This window comes from Serratia sp. 3ACOL1 (assembly GCF_003668775.1).
In the GTDB taxonomy this organism is placed as follows: Bacteria; Pseudomonadota; Gammaproteobacteria; order Enterobacterales; family Enterobacteriaceae; genus Chania; species Chania fonticola.
Genome location: NZ_CP033055.1, coordinates 513,842 through 533,077 on the forward strand (window position 1 = coordinate 513,842; position 19,236 = coordinate 533,077).

Consider the following 19,236-nt stretch of genomic DNA (forward strand, 5'->3'; position numbering starts at 1 on the left):
GTACGGAGCAGCCATTAAGCGCAGGATTCAATCTTTAGAACGTTTAATCCCCTCCCCGCAGGAGATGGAACGGATGCGGCATTGAGGTTAGGTGCAGGAGCCCACTTGTGGCACGTTCAGTCCCCTCTCCCACAGGGAGAGGGGGCTGGTATAGAGCAGCCATTAAGGGCAGGATTCAATCTGTGGCATGGGTAATCCTCTCTTCCTTTGGGAACCGATACGGAGCAGGATTCAATCTTTAGAACGTTTAATCCCCTCCCCGCAGGAGATGGAACGGATGCGGCATTGAGGTTAGGTGCAGGAGCTCATTTGTGGCACGTTCAGTCCCCTCTCCCTGTGGGAGAGGGTTAGGGTGAGGGGACGTCAGCTTACGCGTAGCTATGCATTCTGCGCTTAACTGGCTGATTAGACCCTGGGAGTGATTTTGATTATTGTCTTGAAAAACCGCGTATTACTGACACTGTTTGTTTTGCTGCTGCTTGCGGCCTTTGGCCTGCCGTTCCTCAGTTATGCCCCTAATCGCCTGCTGTCTGGCAAGAGTATCTCTCTGATTTCACTGTTGCATGGCCCAGCGCTGTGGCTGCTGCTGCCATTACTGGCGTTGGCCGTGCTCAGCCTGTTGACCCCCACGCGCAATCGGGCGCGGCTGACCGCTTGCGTTGCCGCTGTTCTATTGGCGATGATCTTTTGGTTGAGCGGCTATACCGCGCAGCAACTGGCATTGCAAGGCTCGCCGTTGGCGCGGACTTCCTGGAGCAGCGGCTGTGCGTTAATGGCAGCATTGAGCGGCCTGATCGCCGCAGATGCCATGACGCGGATCACTCCCTCGCACCTGTGGCGCATTCTGGGTAACGCTTTGGTGATGCTACCTGCCGCGCTGCTGCTGTTTACCCATCAGTTGGACCAGCTTTCCCTGATGAAGGAGTACCACAACCGGCAAGAGGTATTTGACGCTGCGTTACTCCAGCATTTGACCATCTTGCTGGCTACCTTGGTACCGGCTCTGCTGATTGGCGTGCCGTTGGGCGTGCTGTGTTTTCGTTCAACCCGCTGGCAGGGCCCGATCTTCTCTACGCTGAATATCATCCAGACCGTACCATCCATTGCGCTGTTTGGCCTGTTGATCGCCCCGTTGGCCGGGCTGGCGGCGGCGCTCCCTTGGTTGGCTAACTTAGGCATCAGCGGTATCGGCATGGCCCCGGCGATTGTGGCATTGGTGCTCTATGCCCTGTTGCCGCTGGTGCGTAGCGTGGTCGCCGGTTTGCAAAGCGTGCCCGCCAGCGTGATTGAGTCCGCCAGCGGCATGGGAATGACGCGCGGGCAGATTTTCTTTGGGGTACAGCTGCCACTGGCATTGCCGCTGTTCCTGACCGGCGTGCGGATCCTGGCGGTGCAAACCGTGGGAATGGCGGTGGTGGCCGCGCTGATCGGGGCCGGGGGTTTTGGTGCGATCGTGTTTCAAGGATTACTCAGCAGCGCGCTGGATCTGGTGCTGCTCGGGGTGATCCCGGTGATCGCCATGGCGGTGATCGTCGATTCGCTGTTTAAATTCATAATTTCAATGTTGGAAGTGACTGCCAGATGATTAACTTTGACCGGGTAAGCAAGATTTTTCAGGGGAAACCGGCGGTGGACGATCTCTCGCTAAGCATGGCGGAAGGGGAGTTTACCGTGCTGATCGGCACTTCCGGTTCTGGCAAATCCACCACTTTGAAGATGATCAACCGCCTGATCGAGCATGATAAAGGCAAGATCAGGTTTGCCGGTGAGGAGATCCATAAGTTCAAGCCGCAGGATTTGCGCCGCCGAATGGGCTATGCCATCCAGTCGATTGGCCTGTTCCCCCATTGGACGGTAGAAGAGAATATCGCCACGGTGCCACAGTTGCTGAAGTGGCCACGGGCACGCATCCGCGATCGGGTGACTGAGCTGATGGAGCTGCTGCAACTGGAGCCGGACCTGTTCCGCCGCCGCTATCCACATCAGCTTTCCGGCGGACAGCAGCAGCGGGTTGGGGTGGCACGAGCGCTGGCCGCCGATCCGGAGGTGTTGCTGATGGATGAACCCTTTGGTGCGCTCGATCCGGTTACCCGGGCCTCGTTGCAGGCGGAGATTGCCCGCATTCATCAACTTTCTGGCCGCACCATCGTACTGGTGACGCACGATATCGATGAAGCGCTGGGGCTGGCCGATCGGATCGTGCTGCTCGATCAGGGGCGAGTGGTGCAGCAGGGCACTCCGTTGGAGCTGCTGACCAACCCGGTGAATGATTTTGTGCGTGACTTCTTTGGCCGCAGCGATCGGGGGATCAAGCTGTTGGCGTTGGGCACGGTAGCCGAAAGGGTGCAGCCGGGCGAGGCGGAAGGGGAACCTATCCAGGCCATGATGAGCCTGCGTGAGGCGCTGTCGGTGTTTGTTGCCCGAGGCAGCGAACGTTTGCCGGTGGTTGACGAACAGGGGCAAGCGCTTGGCGTGTTGCATTTCAGCGATTTGATTACACACAAGGCGCTATCATGAATATCACGCGCTGGTGGCGCGATCCGCTGCCGTGGACATTTGCTCTGCTAGTGGCGTTGGTCTTCGGCATGAACCATCTGCACGGCCTGTTTGCCGCTTGGTTCCCACAGTTGGAGCGGCCGGTGTATCAGCAGGACAGCTTTTTCTCGCTGGTTGTTGCGCACTTATCGCTGGTAGCCGTATCGAGCCTGATTGCGGTAATGATTGGCGTAAGCGCTGGCATTGCGGTGACGCGTGGTGCCGGGAGGGAGTTTCGCTCATTGGTGGAAACCGTGGTTGCCGTTGGGCAGACTTTTCCACCGGTCGCGGTATTGGCGGTGGCGGTACCGGTAATGGGCTTTAGTGAACAGCCAGCGATTATTGCGCTGGTGCTGTATGGTTTATTACCGATCCTGCAAGGCACCTTGACCGGGATAGAGTCGGTTCCGGCGGGTACACGTGAAGTGGCTCAAGGGGTGGGGATGAGCCGCTGGCAAGTTTTGTGGCGCGTTGAGTTGCCGTTGGCGGCCCCGGTGATCGTCGCGGGGATCCGTACTTCGGTGATTATCAATATCGGCACGGCGGCGATAGCCTCGACGGTAGGCACCAAAACGCTGGGAACGCCGATCATTATTGGCCTGAGCGGCTTCAATACGGCGTATGTGATCCAGGGAGCGGTGGTAGTGGCGTTGTTGGCGATCATTACCGACATGCTGTTCGAACGCTGGGTAGGCTACCTCACCGCCTGGCGTCAGCAACGGCTGACTGTCTCATCTTCTGCGGGGTAACTTCCATGGCGATAGTCTCTTTACCGATGTACGGCGTTAGCCACCAACAGGTGGAACCGTTCTGGCAGGCGCTACGCGATAAGCTGCAGCAACTGGGTATGGCGGAGGTTCCCCAGACGCTGAGTTGGCCGCAGGATTTGCCGCAACACTGGCAACGGCCGGATCTGCTACTTAGCCAGACTTGTGGTTATCCATTGGTGACGGTGTTACCACAGGTACAGCTGGTGGGCACTTACCATTACCGCGTGGAGGGTTGCAGCGGAGCGAACTACAGCAGTTGGCTGGTGGTGCGTGAGGATGAACCGGCTGACCGTCTGGAAGATTTTCGCGATCGCGTGGTGGCGTATAACAGCCGTGATTCACAGTCGGGGTATAACAGCCTGCGAGCCTTGATTGCACCGTTGGCGCGAGAAGGGCGGTTTTTCCGCCAGGCGATCGCCTCTGGCAGCCACTATCGCTCATTGGAGATGATCCTAGAGGGGCTGGCGGATATTGCGGCTATCGACTGTATCAGCTTTGCCCTGTTGAAACGCGCACGGCCACAGGCCGTTACTGGGCTGAAGATTATTGGCCGTACCGCTGCGGTACCGGGCTTGCCGTTGATCACGGCGGCTGGAACGCCAGACTCACAATTGGCAATCCTGCGCACCGCGGCCAGCGCCATGGTCAACCATACGGCCAGTGAAAGCCTGCTGATCGGCGATTTTAGCCTGGTGTCGCGTGCCGCTTATCAGCGGGTGGCCGAGCTTGAAAGGCTAGCGGCCAACGCTGGCGTCACGGCGTTATAAAGCGGGTTATTTCGCTTGGATAGTGGCCGTTGGAGCGCTATCGGTAGCGGCATCGTTGGTGGTAGTGGTCTCTTCTTGTGGCGTGGTGGAACGGGTGTACATATTCAGCCCGGCCAGGAACACGCCGCTCAGAGAGCCGAAGGCACATAAGGCGATGACGATGAGGAACGCTTTTTTCCGCATAATGATTATTTCGCAGGTTGTCCAGAACAGCGGGAATTATAGCCCCTTCCCCGGGTGAAACAACACTCGTTTAATTGGGGGTATGCGGACTGCACCGATCCTCTGGTCTTTTTGGGCAGGATCAGGTTCGCAACTGAGGTTCAAAGGTTTTGCGAGGCGGATTCAGAACCCATTCGCTCATAATGTTATGGTAGCCTGATCCGTGAGTTGGCCAGACGCGCGCCGCGGCATGAGGAGGAATTGATGACTATTGCAGAATATCTCGAGCAAAAAGGTTTCGAGAAAGGGATTAAGCAAGGCATGGAAAAAGGCATTGAGCAAGGCATGGAAAAAGGGCGGGAAACCGTGCTGGAAATAGCGAGTTCCATGCTGGCTGAAGGCTTTGATCGTGCCATGGTAATGAAGTTGACCGGTCTTTCCGCGGACGATTTGGCGCAAATCCGCCACTAACATCGGCGGTAGGTCTAGTGACCCCCGAGTTTATTATTCATTAGTGGTTAGGCTGAGGCTGGAATAACAACTAGCAGACCTAACCTCCCCCTTGGGGAGAAGTTAGGAGTAATGCTTTACTTGACGGCTGGTTGCACCTTGGCCGGGCGGGCAAACAGGTATTTACCCAGCGTCACCAATACCACCGCCGAGACGATAATCACCAACGCTAGCCACTCGCGCGGACCCAGGGATTCGCCAGCAAAGCCGACGCCGAGCAGCACCGCCACCACCGGATTAACATAGGCATAGCTGGTCGCTACAGCCGGGCGTACGTTTTTCAGCAGGAACATATAGGCGCTGATCGCCAGCATTGAACCGAAAACAATCAGATAACCGAGCGCTATAAAGCCGCTGAAGGTGGGCATTTTATCCAAATGCTCACCGCTCAGTTGGCTGGCGATGGTCAGCACCACGCCGGCCACCAGCATTTCTGCGGCACCGGCCATTGGCCCGGCAGGGAGCGAAATGCGTGAGCCGAGTACCGAACCAAAGGCCCAACTGGCGGAAGCCAACAGGATTAACAGCGCGCCGGTCGGGTTACCCACCAGGTTATTGCCGGTGTTGAGCAACACAATGCCCACCAGTCCAAGGGCGATGCCGGTCCATTCCAGCTTGGTGTTGCGGATACCCCAAAACATGCTGAAGCAGAGGGTGAACAGCGGAACCGTTGCGACCATCACCGCGGCAATGCCTGAGGGCACATCCTGATGCTCGGCAACCGTGACCAGGCCGTTACCCACGGCCAGCAACAGAATGCCAATGGTGCCAGCGGCGACCCACTGTTTCAGAGTGGGCAGGGCATGTCCCCGCAGCAACAGGAAAACGAACAGAATGATACCGGCAATCAGAAAACGAATGCCCGCCATCATCAAGGGAGGCCAGCTTGCCACTCCCACTCGGATAGCGAAGTAGGTCGATCCCCAGACAATATATAACGTAAACAGCGCCCCGATTAACGGCAGGAGATGACGATTTTGTTGGCTCAGCATGGGTTTTTATTCGATAGGGTGAAAAATCGTTAGGACACTCAGTAAACCTTAAGGCATGGCCGATAAGCAATGCTTTTCTACCCGTTTAGTCGTGTCGTGGTACCGGGGGAGGCTGCCAGTCCCTGGCCTACAATCAAGGAATTACGACTGAGAGATCTGGTAGGCGCAGCGGCGGGCACCGGTAAGAATATGTTCGCTGCGCTCAACCTTGGCTTGCAGCACCTCGGTAAATACGTTCAGCTCGGCGCGGCAAAATCCTTGGCATACCGCCGCGGCGCTGCAGATGGGGCAGTGGTTTTCCACCAATAGAAACGCGCCGTCTTTTTCTTCGCTCCACTCGGCCATATACCCTTCACGGCAACGGATGGCCGCCAGACGAGCAACACGTTCACGTAAATCGGCTGCACCGATCATCGCCTGTTTATAATTAATTCGGGTCTCCTGCTCTCGGCTGTCGATCAGCAGGTCCATCGCCTGTTCACCCAGTTTGTCACGCACCGTGCGTAACAGTTGGGCGGTTAATTCGGCATGGGCGTCGGGAAAGTGGGCGTTACCTGCTGCGGTCAACTGCCAGAGCTGTACCGGGCGGCCAACGCCGCGGGTTTCGGCCTTGGCTTCCACCAGGCCTTCTTTTGCCAGCTTGACGAATTGCTGACGAGCTGCTTCACCGGTGGTGCCGAGGACTTTTCCCGCTTCTGAGGCTTGCTGCGGACCGTGGGTTTTCAACAGCTTCAGCAAGCGGTCACTGACCGAATGTGCGGTGCATTCGCCATTTTCCAAGTTAATTCTTGACATATTACAGCGCCTCGCCCTTAATTATTCCAAGATATTGCTTGTTAAATTTAGCCTAATAGCAAGATCAACTCAATGCCATTCCTCTGAAAACAGGACGATAACCGTGATAACCGATGATAATAGCCGTTGGAGCGATCTCTTTTCCGGCAAAAATGCCGCCAGTGCCATCGCACTGTCGCTCGGCGTCGCCTTGCATGCGATCAATATTCTGGTGGCGACCACCATTTTACCGTCAGTGGTGCAGGACATCGGTGGGTTGGATCTCTATGCCTGGAACACCACCCTGTTTGTGGTGGCCTCGATCTTAGGCTCGGCGCTGTCGGCACGTTTGCTGAGTGGCTACGGGGCGCGTAGTGCTTATCTGGTGGCGTCGCTGTTCTTCATCGTGGGCGCGATGCTGTGTGCGCTGGCCCCCTCCATGCCGGTGATGTTGATTGGCCGCACGGTACAGGGGTTTGGCGGCGGCCTGATCTTTGCACTGTCCTACGCGATGATTAACCTGGTGTTTGAACAGAAACTCTGGCCACGCGCCATGGCGCTAATCTCCGCGATGTGGGGGATTGCCACGTTGGTGGGCCCTGCCGTCGGCGGGATTTTTGCCGAATTGAACGCCTGGCGCTGGGCGTTCGGTATTCTGTTGCCGATCATGGTGCTGTACGCCGCCTTTACGTTCCGTATCCTGCCCAAAGGTAAACCGCAGCAGCGGCCAACGCCGTTACCGTTGATGCAGTTGCTGCTGCTGGCTGGCGCGGTATTGGTGGTATCGGCTGGCAGCCTGGCAGATAGCGGTTGGTTAAACGTGGGCGGCATCGTGCTGGCGTTGCTGTTGTTGATTGGGTTAATCCGGCGTGAGGGACATTCCCGCGCCCGCCTGCTGCCATATCAGGCATTGCGTCGTGGTTCGGCTCTGGCTTCGCTGTACGCTACGGTAACTCTGTTGGTGATCGGCATGACCAGCGAGATCTTTGTGCCTTATTTCCTACAAACTCTGCATGGTCAGTCACCGCTGATTTCCGGCTATATTGCTGCCACTATGGCGGCGGGTTGGACCCTGTCGGAAATCCTCAGCTCCGGTTGGCGCGGGGTAGGGATCCGTTTGGCGATCATCAGCGGGCCGATTTTGGTGCTGCTTGGTTTGCTGGGGTTGGCGGTACTGATGCCTATTCCCTCTAATGGCCACTGGCAGGCACTGGCGCCGATCGTGCTGGCTTTGACGTTGGTCGGTTTCGGGATCGGTTTTGGTTGGCCGCACTTGCTGACGCGCATTTTGCAGGTGGCTCCTCAGGCCGATAAAGATATCGCCGGGGCTTCCATTACCACGGTGCAACTGTTCGCCACGGCGTTTGGCGCGGCATTGGCGGGGATGGTCACCAACCTGGCCGGATTTACCACGCCGGGTGGCATTGAGGGTGCGGCCTCCGCTGCTCATTGGCTGTTCCTGCTGTTTGCCTTGGCTCCGCTGTTGGCGATCTACAGCGCCTGGCGCAGTGCGGCCATTAGCCAGCCAGCCGAGGATCCGAGCAATTTTGTACAAACGCCTGGTTCAGGTGAGTGCTAGAATGCTTTTCATTCAGCGGGGAAGGTTAGTATGGCGAAGAGCATGAGCCGGAAAGGGCGTCAGGAACAGGCTAATTTCATGCACGTCGACGATCTCGGCGGGCTGGAAGTGTTGCAGGCCACCTATCGCCACCAGACCTTCTCCCGCCACAGTCACGAGGGTTTCTGCGTAGGCGTGATTGACGAGGGGGCCCAGCGTTTTTACCGTACCGGCGGCGAGCATGTCGCGCCGTTGGGCAGTGTGATCCTGGTCAACGCCGATGATATCCATACCGGTAGCTCTGCCAGCGAAGACGGCTGGTCCTATCAGGCCATGTACCCCAAACCGGAGCTGTTGGCCTTCTTATCCCGCGATCTGAAAACCGTCGCCGGGGCCGCGCCCTATTTCCCTAATCCAGTGGTGCAGGATGCCGGGCTCGCCGGGCAATTACGCTTAGCCTTTGGCATGATGCGCAGTAACGAAAACCGCCTAGTGAAAGAGACATTGGTGTTTTCGGCGCTGACCTGGTTAATGCTGCGCCACGGCAAAAGCCGCATAGAGCCTGCCACCCAAAGTAAGGCGCAAAGCCAGATAGCGCGGATCAAAGCCTTCCTGGATGATTTCCCCGAGGCCAATATTTCCCTGCTGGAATTGGCAGAGAAAGCCGGGCTGAGTCCTTATTATTTGTTGCGTCAGTTTCAACAGGCGACCGGTTTGCCGCCCCATGCCTATCAGATCCAGGCGCGCTTACGTAAAGGGCGCCAGCTGTTAAAGGCGGGCAATGGCGTGCTGGAAACGGCACTGGCCTGCGGTTTTCACGATCAGAGCCATTTCCACCGTCATTTCCGCAAGTCCATCGGCGTGACGCCCGGTGACTACGTCAAATCGTTGAGATAAATACGCAAGCGGATACAATACTCGCCCTCTTTCCTGCGCTATTCTACTCCTTCGTTCGAAGGAGAAAATAATGACTTACCAATCAACACTCACGGAGCCGCCAACGTTGCGCCTGCGCCCGGCCTTGCAGGGTGCTGTGGCGATCCTGCCGCTGTGCCTGGCGGTATTGCCCTGGGGGATCCTGGCAGGGTCAATGGCGATCCAGAGTGGCCTGACGGCGGCAGAGGGGCTGGGGATGTCGGCGATTGTTTTTGCCGGGGCCTCCCAACTGGTGGCTATGGGGATGATCAAGACCGGTGCCGGTATGCTGGCGATCCTGATTTCTACTTTTTTTGTCACCGCCCAGCACTTCCTCTACGGCCTGCGCCTGCGGGAATGTATTGCTCCGCTACCATTGAGATGGCGTGTCGCACTGGCGTTTTTGCTGACCGATGAGCTGTTTGCCCTGACCGGCGATCATGGCCCGGCACGCTTTAACCGTTGGTATGCATTGGGGGCAGGGCTGGCGTTCTATTTGAGCTGGTTCTTTGCCACCTTGCTCGGCGTAGTGGCGGCCAGCAGCATCGATCTGGATCGCTACGGGCTTGATTTCTCGATCGCCGCGACCTTTATCGCCATCATTGTGCCGCTGGTACGTAATCTGCCGGTGCTGGCCTGCGTGTTGACATCCCTGGTGCTGTCGATTGGTTTGCACCATTATCAAGTGCCTGGGGCATTGATTATTACCACCGTGGTGGCGATGCTGGTTGGGCTGCTGTGCAGCAGGGGGAAAGAATGATCTGGCTGACCATTGTGTTGATGGGCGTGATCGTCTTCTTCAACCGCTACTGTTTCCTGGCACCTGGCCTGCCGGTGCGCTTATCGCAACGGATGAGGACCCTGTTGAGCTTCTCGGTACCTGCAGTACTGACCGCCATCTGCGGACCAATCATCGCTTTCAACGGGGATGAGTGGCGTGCACTGCCCGAAAACCCTTATCTATGGGGAGCCGTGTTCGCCATTGTTCTGGCCGTTTTCCTGCGTAATACGCTGGCGGTCGTGGTGTTGAGTATGCTGATGTTTATTCTGCTACGTACACTGCTGTAACCCACGCCCCACAATTTTCCCCCTGGATCAATCAGGGGGAGAGCATCACATTGCCATTGTCATTTCAAACTGACGCAACGGATCTTCGCGCCAGCCAAGGTGCTGGAAGAAGGGAGCGACGTCGTCTGGGACAAACACATTGGCCGACAGCGCCAGTGGGGCAAACTGGGCTTGCAGCGCTTGCAACAGACGGCGCGCCTGGCCTTGGCCGCGTAGCGCTGGTGGCACATAAATCATGCGTAGATGGCACTGTTGTGCGCCCGGCATCACCAAAGCAAAAGCCTGCTGGTCCAGAGTGAAGGCGCGTGGGGTACCGGGCAGCTTGTACAGCGACTCTGGGGCGATCAACCACGGTAAGCCACGCTGGCCGTCGGCGGTCATCTGCTGGGCAAGTGCCAACGGGTCGATCTGTTGCAAGGCTGCCGAGGGTTCCGGGATTGCCAAGGGGGCGTGAAATCCCAATAGCGTACGGGTGATGGCCAAGCCAGCCTGTTGATACAGCGCCAGTGCCGCTTGATTACCGGCGATCACTTCCAGCGAAAGCTGGCGATCGCCTCGCGTATGGGCATCCGCGATAATGCGTTGCATCAACGTCCTGCCTAACCCTCTGCCACGCATTTCCGGGCGGATAGACAAGGCCGCTACACGGCTATGTTGGCCCCGGCGCGCGATCAGGGCCAGAGCCACCGGGTGCTGCTGGTGGGTGACGACAATGCTGTGATTCAGGCTGAGGTCTTCGGCGGCAAAGCGGCTGCTAAAGGTTTCGCCGTCGATCACAAAGGGAACAATGTAGTTCTCAAAACAGTGGCTGAGCATTTGCGCCAACTGCATACTGCTGTAGGGCAAGGCGGTGTGAAACTCGAACTGACTATCGATAGGCATGACGGTTCCAAAGCAAATAACCAAAGCTATACATTTAGCCGGGAATAGACTAACAGGCAAGCTTTACGCCACAAACCTGTGGGGGGGGAACATGTTCGAAAGTAGGGGCGCCGCATGCTGCGCCCGTCTAATAGCAGGCTCTGCAGTTTCGGTGGCATGTGTGGTTCTGGCTGAAGAGTCGTGATGAAAAAGCCGGGCGAGTTCACCCGGCGAAGTCACTTGAGAAATAGCCGTAGCTATAAATTGCAGTAGTGGTTATGTGTCACAGCGTAAATCAGAACTGATAGGTCAGAGCCACGGCAATCACGTCGTCGGTTTTCAGACCTAGCTTGTTGTTGTCATCGAGCTGGTTGATTTTATAATCCACATAGGTGGACATGTTTTTATTGAAGTAATAGTAAGCACCCACATCAATATATTTCACCAGGTCGGTGTCACCGATATTTTCAATGTCTTTTGCCTTAGACTGGACATAAGCCAGTGACGGGCGTAGGCCAAAGTCGAACTGATATTGCGCAACCACTTCCACGTTCTGGGTTTTATTGGCAAACCCGCTTACGGAGGTCGCGGCATTATTAATGGTCGCAGTGCCGGAAATTGGCGTCAGGTTATGAGTTTCGGCATAGGTAGCGGCCAGATACACGCTGTTGGCGTCGTATTTCAGGCCAGTTGCCCACACGTCGGCTTTATCGCCCTTGCCATAGCTGCTCTGTTTCTGGCCGGTAGTCCGGTTAGAAGAGGCATAGGCGGCCGTAACGCTGACGCCATCGATGATCTCGTAGCTGGAAGACAGACCGAAGCCGTCGCCGTTAGCTTTGCTGCCGGCACGGCCATCGTTTTCGTTCTTGCCTTGGTACTGCAACGCAAACTTCAGGCCGTCGACCAGGCCGAAGAAGTCGTTGTTACGGTAGGTAGCCACGCCGTTGGCGCGCCCGGTCATAAAGTTGTCGGTTTTGATATAGGTATCATCGCCGAATTCCGGCAGCATATCCGTCCAGGCGGCAACGTCGTAAATAACGCCGTAGTTACGGCCATAGTCGAATGAACCAAAGTTTTTCACTTTCAAGCCAGCAAAACCAAGACGGGTTTTAGTGTCTTTAGTGCCATCCGATTCGCTATGGTTGGCGGCGATCTGATATTCCCACTGGCCATAACCGGTCAGCATATCGTTAATCTGGGTTGCCCCTTTAAAGCCGATACGTACGTAGGTTTTATCACCATCATTGCTGGTATCGTCAGAGAAATAGTGCAGTGCTTTTACCCGACCATAAAAATCAAGCTTGTTGCCGTCTTTATTGTAGATCTCTGCTGCCTGTGCGGTCTGGGCAATGAAAAGTGCCGCAATAACGGCAAGAAGATTAGGTTTCATGGTGTTCCCTGCTTTATATGATTGAAAGACGTTTATCATCAGCTGTATCGCTGTTTTACTTTGCTGCCGGAGTTAGCGCAGCGCAGATTTTTTACCGCAGTTGTGTGATGTATTTATGACAGGTCAGGTAAATGGATATTGAATAGTGAAAAATAACCCAGGAGATGCATTTTTTGTTGCAGATGGGCGGGGCTCTGTTGTGCAAACATGCGAGGTTATGCGCAAAAAGTTCGATGTCCCACTGTGGGAGAAGGGGCTTCCTTGAGGTGCGTTTCGCAATGTTGACCAGCCAATCGTAACTCGGGCTGACGCCGCGGACGGTCTGTGGGACAATAGCGCCATCATTTCGTTTAGATAAGAGTTGAATGGCGCTTTCCCCCGCAGTTAAAGATCAGATCGGCCAGTGGTACAAAGCCCTGCAGCAGCAAATACCGGATTTTATTTCCCGCGCCCCTCAGCGGCAGATGATCGCTGAAGTCGCGAAGACTCTGGCCGGAGATTACCCACGCCATCTGGCGATCGAAGCGCCAACCGGCGTGGGTAAAACGCTCTCGTACCTGATACCGGGTATTGCCGTTGGCCGTGCCGAAAGCAAACCGCTGGTTGTCAGTACCGCCAACGTGGCGCTGCAGGATCAGATCTACAGCAAAGATTTGCCGCTGTTGAAAAAGATCATTCCCGATCTGAAATTCACCGGCGCGTTTGGCCGTGGGCGCTATGTTTGCCCGCGCAATCTGGCGGCGATGAGCACCGACGTGGTCGAGCAGGGCGATTTGATGCTGTACCTGGACGAAGACGAGCTGGCGCCATCCAGTGGTGAAGAGCAGGCGCTGTGCCAAAAGCTGGCGAAAGCCCTGGCGCGCCATGAATGGGATGGCCTGCGCGATCACTACCAGCTATCGATCGATGACCCCCTATGGGGCAAGCTGAGTACCGACAAGGCCAACTGCCTGGGGCGCAACTGCCACTATATTCGTGAATGCCCGTTCTATATCGCCCGCAAAGAAATTGAAACCGCCGACGTGGTGGTAGCCAACCACGCGCTGGTGATGGCGGCGCTGGAAACCGAGTCGGTATTGCCGAACCCGAAAGAGCTGCTGCTGGTGCTGGACGAAGGCCATCATCTGCCGGAGGTGGCACGGGATGCGCTGGAGATTGACGGTGAGATCACCGCGCTGTCAACCAACCTCCAGCTCGATATGATCGTGCGCCAGGTAGAACAGTGCATGACACAGTACCGGCCAAAGAACCCGCCGGGGTTGGCCAATAGCGAACGGCTAAAAAACCACTGCGAAGAATTGCGTGAGCTGATCCAGATTTTTGAGCACCAGGCCAACGCCTACCTGCCGCCAGATAGCGGTAACGCCGAATATCGCTTCGAAATGGGCGAACTGCCTGCGGAGATGGTCGAGATCTGCGCACGTCTGTTCAAACTGACGGACGGCCTGCGCGGCCTGGCCGAATTTATTCTTAACGACCTCACCGAGCAGACCGGCAAGCACGACATTGTGCGGCTGCATCGTTCCATCATCCAGATGAGTCGCACGTTGGGCTATCTGGAGGCGATGAGCAAGCTGTGGCGGCTGGCGGCGATGGATAAATCCTCCAACGCGCCGATCTCCAAATGGATTGCGCGTGAACTACGCGATAACGTTACCCATCTTTATCTGCATTGCGTGGGCATCCGCGTCAGCGATCAGTTGGAAAAACTGCTGTGGCGCAAGGTGCCGCACGTGGTGATCACCTCGGCAACGTTACGTTCATTGAATAGCTTTTCGCGGCTGCAAGAGATGAGCGGGCTGAGCGAAAAAGCGGGCGATCGCTTCGAAACGCTGTCTTCGCCGTTTAATCACGTCGAACAGGGTAAAATCGTCATTCCCAAAATGCGTTTTGAACCGGCGATGGCCAACGAGGCCGAGCATCTGGAAGAGATGGCGCGCTTTTTCCGTGGCGAGCAGGCCAGCGGCCAGCATAAGGGAATGCTGATCCTGTTCAGCAGCCACCGTGCGATGCAGACCTTCCTCAGCTATGTCACCGATCTGCGTCTGATGTTACTGGTGCAGGGCGATCAGCCACGCTACCGGCTAGTGGAAGAACACCGTAAGCGGGTAGAGAAAGGCACTGCCAGCGTGTTGGTCGGGCTACAGTCATTTGCCGAAGGTTTGGATCTGAAAGGTGAACTGCTGACCCAGGTGCATATCCACAAGATAGCTTTCCCGCCGATCGACAGCCCGGTGATCCTAACCGAGGGCGAATGGCTTAAATCCCTCAATCGTTATCCGTTTGAGGTGCAGAGTTTGCCAAGCGCGTCGTTTAACCTGATTCAACAGGTGGGCCGCCTGATCCGAAGCAACGAGTGCCACGGTGAAATCGTGATTTATGACCGCCGCCTGTTGACCAAGAGCTATGGCTCACGCCTGTTGGCGGCGCTGCCGGTGTTCCCGATCGAACAGCGCGAGGTGCCGGAAGCGGACAAAGCCCATAAGGCGGCGTTAAAATCTGCGGCAGAAGCCACCAAAAAAGAGAAAAAGCGCAAAAATCCGTTTGCTCGCCGCCGTACCCGCTGATTACAGCATTGCTTCAAACGCGGCACTGGGTAGGCAATCAGGTTGTGCGCTGTACATGACCAGCCGCAGGTGGTTTTCTTCGTCGACAATAAACGAGGCGTGTTCAAACGTGACTTCGCCTGCCCCTGCAACCAAGAAAGTGCGTTGCCCCTGGCAGCGGCCATGAATATCGTGCTGCTGCCACAGTTGGCGAAATTGGGGTGAAACATCGCTCAGAGCCTGAATGCGTTGCAACATGGTGGCATCTTGAGGGGCGCGGGCGTAATCACGGCGAAAGCTGGCCAGAATTTGCGGGGCCTGCTCCTGCCATCCCATCAACCGTTGATTGAGTTCGGGATCGGCAAACAGCATCCACAGCATATTGCGCTGTTCTGGCTGACGTTCAGCGATGGCAAACAGGCGGTCTGCCGCCGGGTTCCAGGCGATAATATCCCAGCTCAGGTTCATCACATAGGCCGGGCGTAGGGTGAGATCGTCCAGCAAGCGGCGTACCAAAGGGGTAACCTGGCACCATTGATGGCCTGCTACCACCGGTGGCCGCTGATGCGCCAGTAAAAACAGATGATAGCGTTCGGTCGCATCCAGCTTCAGAACCCGTGCCAGATCCTCCAAAAACTCCACCGAAGCATTGATTTCCCGCCCCTGTTCCAGCCAGGTGTACCAGGTCAGGCCCACGCCAGCTAATGCGGCAACCTCTTCACGTCTTAGACCAGGCGTACGCCGCCGCGTACCGCTCGGCAGGCCAACGGCCTGGGGAGAGAGTTTTTCACGCTTCATACGCAGAAAATCTGCCAGCTCTTGGCGGGTTCGGTTAAGGGTACGTGGTGGCATCGACGGGTCCTGTTACTCTTAGTAATAGTATAAATGGCTATATAGTAACAGTTTAAAGCATGTTCCATACTGCCGCCATCATGATATCAGGGGGCGTTATGGAACAGAGTTTTTCTAACAGCAAGGCTGGATTACCTGGGCTGCCGGTGTTGCTGCTCGGTGGGTTCGTCACTATGTTCGATTTGTTTGTGGTTAACGTGGCGGTGCCGATTATCCAGCAACAATTCAACGCCAGCTTTGCAGAGGTTGGGCTGATTATTGCCGGTTATGAACTGGCTTTTGGCATTTTACTGATTGCTGGCGGGAGATTGGGTGACCGCTTCGGCCGGCGGCGTATGTTTAGCTATGGCATGTTGGCTTTTGCGCTGACGTCGACGCTTTGCGGTTTGGCCGGTTCGCTGTGGGTGCTGATTGTTGCTCGCTTTTTGCAAGGTGCGGCGGCGGCGCTGCTGTTTCCGCAAATTTATGCCTTATTACGCGTGCTGTATGGCGAAGAGCAGCGGCGGCGAGCCTTTGCTCGTTTGGGGATGACGCTGGGGCTGGCGGCGATTTGTGGCCAGGTGTTGGGCGGTTTTATTATCGAGGCCAATATTCTGGGCAGCAGTTGGCGCATGATCTTTCTGATCAACCTGCCGATTGGCGTATTGGCGGTGATGGCGGCGCGACGCATTCCTGAGTCCAGACTGGCGCAGGCCCAGCGGCTGGATGCTAAAGGCCTGCTGCTGGCCGCTGGCGGTTTGCTGCTGTTACTGTTCCCGTTACTCGAAGGCCCATCGCGCCACTGGCCTTGGTGGACTGTGCCGATGATGGTGCTGGCGGTGGCGCTATTAGCTTGGTTTGTGCGCTGGGAACGGCAACTTGCCCGTCACTCCGGTGATGCGGTGCTCGATCCGGCGCTATTTCGCCAAGGTCATTTTGGCCGTGGCACGGCAATTGTGCTGGCGATTTACTCCACCGCATCCTCATTCTTTCTTTGTTTTGCCCTGCTGTTACAGGCCGGAATAGGGCTGACGCCATTCCAGGCGGGTTGCCTGTTCGCTCCGGCCAGCGCCGCCTTTATGCTGGCCTCCTTTTTGGCTCCGGGCTGGGTGCAACGCTGGGGGAATATTGTGTTGGCTGGCGGGGTGGTGGTCTACGCCAGTGGCATGGTATTGCTGGTGGTGGAGGTGCTATGGGGACGGGCGTTCAGCCATCCGTTACAACTTTTACCCGGCCTGATGATTTTGGGCTTTGGTCAGGCATTGAGTATGACGCCCTTGCTTAATTGGGTGCTTGGCCTGGCGAAGGAGCATCAGGCCGGTATGGCTGCAGGCCTGGTGTCAACGGTTCAGCAGGTAGGTGGTGCTCTGGGGATAGCGGCCAGCGGTATGTTCTTTGTTCCGTTGCTGGCCGGGGGGCAGAGCCACAGCGCTATGCCAGAGCCTTTGCTGGTGCAATGGGTTACAACCTGCTGGCGATGCTGGCTGCTTTGGTCCTGCTGCTCTTTACCCACCGGCAGTTAGGCAGGGGCTGTTAACGCATTATTGCGCCGGTTTGCCCGGCGCTGCGTTGTAGTTTATCAGCTATCACCGGAACTCCACTGCTACGGCGATCGCTGCCATAGCGACATAGCTCCCCATTTTTCATGCCATGTATGACGGGGAATACATCATTCTATTCTATGCTTGCGGATACTGCCTTAATCCACTAGATCTCGCTATATCCGCAAGCTCTCAGCAATAAAATAAGGAAAACGTCAGCCATGTACCAGATAGCGTCATTCCGTGAAGACGATTTGGACGCCCAGATAGCTTTGGTTCGCGCCAATCCGTTGGGGTTGATCATCAGCCAAGGGCCACAAGGATTGATGGCGGATCCGATCCCCTTTCTGATAGATACCGATGAGCAGGGGCAACTGACACTCAGGGCGCATTTATCGCGAGGTAACCCACATTGGTCGGTGCTGCAAGCCGGGCAAGAATGCCTGGTAGTATTCCAGGGGGCCGAAGGCTATATCTCGCCGGGATGGTATGAAACCAAGCGGCTCACTGGCAAAGCGGTGCCGACATGGAATTATGCCGGCGTACACATGTGGGGAACGCCAATGGTCACGCAAGATAGCGCCTGGCTGCGTCAGTTGCTGACGGAACTGACGGCGGTGCATGAAGGCAACCAGTCGCAACCTTGGCGTCTTGACGATGCGCCTGCGGAGTATATTGCCGCCAATATCAAAGGCATTATTGGCATCGAAATCATCGTCACCCGGCGTGAAGGGAAATGGAAAATGAGCCAGAACCGCAGCGCTGGTGATATCGACGGGGTGATCGACGGCCTGCGAGTCGGTGACGATTGCCAGCAGCAACTTGCCGATGAGGTTGAGCGCCGTCGCGGATAAGGTATGCTTAATACAAATGTTTTCTGCAGAGCGAATGATGGATTACAGCAAAATTATCAAAGAAATAGGCCGTGGCAAGAACCATGCGCGCGATCTGGATCGGCAAACGGCTTTTGAGCTCTATCAGGCGATGCTGGCCGATGCCGTGCCGCCCCTGGAGTTGGGAGCTATCCTGATCGCCATGCGTATCAAGGGGGAAGCCGAGGAGGAAATGCTCGGCTTCTATCAGGCGATGCAACAGCAGGTAATGCGGCTGCAACCCCCGCAGGGCCGCCCGATGCCGGTGGTGCTACCCAGTTACAATGGTGCTCGTAAACAGGCCAACCTGACGCCATTACTGGCGCTGTTGTTGGCCAAAGCCGGGCTGCCGGTAGTGGTTCACGGTGTAGTGAACGACAGCACGCGTGTCACCAGCGCAGAGATTTTCCGTGAGCTTGGGGTGCCGTGGTCTGAAGATCCTCAGACTGCCCAACAGCGTTTGGACGGTGGAGATGCGGTGTTTATCCCAGTGTCGGCGCTTGCGCCAGCGTTGGAAAACCAGCTTGGCTTACGTTGGAAGATGGGCGTGCGTAACAGCGCCCACACGCTGGCAAAATTGGCGACGCCATTTGGTGAGCAGGACGTGCTGCGCATCGCCAGCGTTTCTCATCCGGAATACGTCGAGCGCGTTGCCTCATTTTTCTGCCAGATCGGTGCACGGGGATTACTGATGCATGGCACCGAAGGGGAGGCTTACGCCAATCCGCAACGCTGTCCAAAAATCCACTATATCGTCGGTGGTGAGCAGCAGATTTTGCTGGAACGGCCAGAACAGGATGCGTTAGCTGAGGTGCCTGCCGCCAAGGATGCCGCAACTACGGCGCGTTGGACAGAACGTTGTCTGGCTGGTGAGGTTGCCATTCCCGAGCCTATCGCTCGGCAGGTTGCCTGTTGCCTGGTCGCTGCCGGCCAAGTGGAGACATTCGAGCAGGGGCTGGTCAGACTGCGATAATCTGTCTTATTACCATCAATTATTACCAGGGGCGAATACCTTTGCCCCGAGTATTTATCACTGCTGTGCTGGTTATTTTGAGTAAAAAAAATCTCAAATGCCAAACTATATATTACTAACCACTTAAATTATGGCATAAGCTGGTGGGATATGTGATAAGACAGGGTAAAA

The 19,236-nt window shown here is 56.3% G+C and carries 18 protein-coding genes and 1 pseudogene; 13 read left to right on the forward strand and 6 right to left on the reverse strand.

Translation table 11 applies throughout. The features are described 5' to 3' along the window. Positions 1–430: 430 nt before the first annotated feature. The 4 genes from D9980_RS02520 to D9980_RS02535 are packed head-to-tail and all read left to right on the forward strand — an operon-like array spanning position 431 to position 4,072. The gene (locus D9980_RS02520; protein WP_024485895.1) at positions 431–1,585 is read left to right on the forward strand and encodes an ABC transporter permease; all 1,155 of its coding nucleotides are present in this window, start codon (positions 431–433) and stop codon (positions 1,583–1,585) included. Next, the gene (locus D9980_RS02525; RefSeq protein WP_121606300.1) at positions 1,582–2,517 is read left to right on the forward strand and encodes an ABC transporter ATP-binding protein; all 936 of its coding nucleotides are present in this window, start codon (positions 1,582–1,584) and stop codon (positions 2,515–2,517) included. Before D9980_RS02520 ends, D9980_RS02525 begins: the two co-directional genes overlap by 4 nt. After that, positions 2,514–3,284, forward strand: a complete 771-nt coding sequence (locus D9980_RS02530) for an ABC transporter permease (protein ID WP_121606301.1) — start codon at positions 2,514–2,516, stop codon at positions 3,282–3,284. The genes D9980_RS02525 and D9980_RS02530 overlap by 4 nt, the downstream gene beginning before the upstream one ends. Positions 3,285–3,289: 5 nt before the next feature. Then, on the forward strand, positions 3,290–4,072 hold the full coding sequence (locus D9980_RS02535) for a phosphate/phosphite/phosphonate ABC transporter substrate-binding protein (RefSeq protein ID WP_121606302.1): 783 nt from the start codon (positions 3,290–3,292) through the stop codon (positions 4,070–4,072). Between the two features lie 6 nt (positions 4,073–4,078). Here the strand turns inward: D9980_RS02535 and D9980_RS26815 are convergent, their stop codons facing one another. Continuing rightward, entirely contained in the window at positions 4,079–4,255 is a 177-nt protein-coding gene (locus tag D9980_RS26815; protein ID WP_164721870.1) for a hypothetical protein, read from the reverse strand. A gap of 243 nt (positions 4,256–4,498) precedes the next feature. Between D9980_RS26815 and D9980_RS02540 the strand changes: the two genes are divergently transcribed. Further along, positions 4,499–4,705: a hypothetical protein gene (locus D9980_RS02540; protein WP_121606303.1), complete on the forward strand. Its 207-nt coding sequence runs from the start codon at positions 4,499–4,501 to the stop codon at positions 4,703–4,705. A gap of 116 nt (positions 4,706–4,821) precedes the next feature. Here the strand turns inward: D9980_RS02540 and yedA are convergent, their stop codons facing one another. Beyond that, positions 4,822–5,736, reverse strand: coding sequence for a drug/metabolite exporter YedA (gene yedA, locus D9980_RS02545; RefSeq protein WP_121606304.1), 915 nt, complete (start codon positions 5,734–5,736; stop codon positions 4,822–4,824). A 141-nt stretch (positions 5,737–5,877) separates the two neighbouring features. Beyond that, positions 5,878–6,531, reverse strand: coding sequence for a metalloregulator ArsR/SmtB family transcription factor (locus tag D9980_RS02550; RefSeq protein ID WP_121606305.1), 654 nt, complete (start codon positions 6,529–6,531; stop codon positions 5,878–5,880). Between the two features lie 103 nt (positions 6,532–6,634). On the opposite strand from D9980_RS02550, the gene D9980_RS02555 reads away from it, so the two are divergent. The 4 genes from D9980_RS02555 (at position 6,635) to D9980_RS02570 (ending at position 10,051) form a co-directional block, all read left to right on the forward strand. Beyond that, positions 6,635–8,089, forward strand: a complete 1,455-nt coding sequence (locus D9980_RS02555) for an MFS transporter (protein ID WP_121606306.1) — start codon at positions 6,635–6,637, stop codon at positions 8,087–8,089. Positions 8,090–8,119: 30 nt separating this feature from the next. Continuing rightward, positions 8,120–8,965 carry an AraC family transcriptional regulator gene (locus D9980_RS02560; RefSeq protein WP_370454283.1) on the forward strand — a complete coding sequence of 282 codons (846 nt, stop codon included), beginning with the start codon at positions 8,120–8,122 and terminating at the stop codon, positions 8,963–8,965. Positions 8,966–9,035: 70 nt separating this feature from the next. Beyond that, a complete protein-coding gene (locus D9980_RS02565) occupies positions 9,036–9,743 on the forward strand; it encodes an AzlC family ABC transporter permease (protein WP_024485883.1) in 708 nt (235 codons plus the stop codon). Continuing rightward, on the forward strand, positions 9,740–10,051 hold the full coding sequence (locus D9980_RS02570; RefSeq protein WP_021805142.1) for an AzlD domain-containing protein: 312 nt from the start codon (positions 9,740–9,742) through the stop codon (positions 10,049–10,051). The genes D9980_RS02565 and D9980_RS02570 overlap by 4 nt, the downstream gene beginning before the upstream one ends. A 45-nt stretch (positions 10,052–10,096) precedes the next feature. Here the strand turns inward: D9980_RS02570 and D9980_RS02575 are convergent, their stop codons facing one another. Both D9980_RS02575 and ompC read right to left on the reverse strand, forming a co-directional pair. Next, the gene (locus tag D9980_RS02575; protein ID WP_121606308.1) at positions 10,097–10,933 is read right to left on the reverse strand and encodes a GNAT family N-acetyltransferase; all 837 of its coding nucleotides are present in this window, start codon (positions 10,931–10,933) and stop codon (positions 10,097–10,099) included. 274 nt (positions 10,934–11,207) lie between these two features. Next, positions 11,208–12,302, reverse strand: a complete 1,095-nt coding sequence (gene ompC / locus D9980_RS02580) for a porin OmpC (protein ID WP_121606309.1) — start codon at positions 12,300–12,302, stop codon at positions 11,208–11,210. A gap of 365 nt (positions 12,303–12,667) precedes the next feature. On the opposite strand from ompC, the gene dinG reads away from it, so the two are divergent. Then, positions 12,668–14,869, forward strand: coding sequence for an ATP-dependent DNA helicase DinG (gene dinG / locus D9980_RS02585; RefSeq protein ID WP_024527491.1), 2,202 nt, complete (start codon positions 12,668–12,670; stop codon positions 14,867–14,869). Here dinG and D9980_RS02590 read toward each other — a convergent pair whose 3' ends face one another. Beyond that, complete coding sequence (locus D9980_RS02590; protein ID WP_121606310.1) at positions 14,870–15,700, reverse strand: helix-turn-helix transcriptional regulator; 831 nt, start codon at positions 15,698–15,700, stop codon at positions 14,870–14,872. Positions 15,701–15,798: 98 nt separating this feature from the next. On the opposite strand from D9980_RS02590, the pseudogene D9980_RS02595 reads away from it, so the two are divergent. The 3 genes and pseudogenes from D9980_RS02595 (at position 15,799) to ybiB (ending at position 19,065) form a co-directional block, all read left to right on the forward strand. Then, positions 15,799–17,216: pseudogene (locus D9980_RS02595) on the forward strand (MFS transporter). Positions 17,217–17,441: 225 nt separating this feature from the next. Next, the gene (locus D9980_RS02600) at positions 17,442–18,074 is read left to right on the forward strand and encodes an FMN-binding negative transcriptional regulator (RefSeq protein ID WP_121606311.1); all 633 of its coding nucleotides are present in this window, start codon (positions 17,442–17,444) and stop codon (positions 18,072–18,074) included. A gap of 37 nt (positions 18,075–18,111) precedes the next feature. Further along, complete coding sequence (ybiB, locus tag D9980_RS02605; protein ID WP_121608932.1) at positions 18,112–19,065, forward strand: DNA-binding protein YbiB; 954 nt, start codon at positions 18,112–18,114, stop codon at positions 19,063–19,065. The last annotated feature ends 171 nt before the right edge of the window (positions 19,066–19,236 follow it).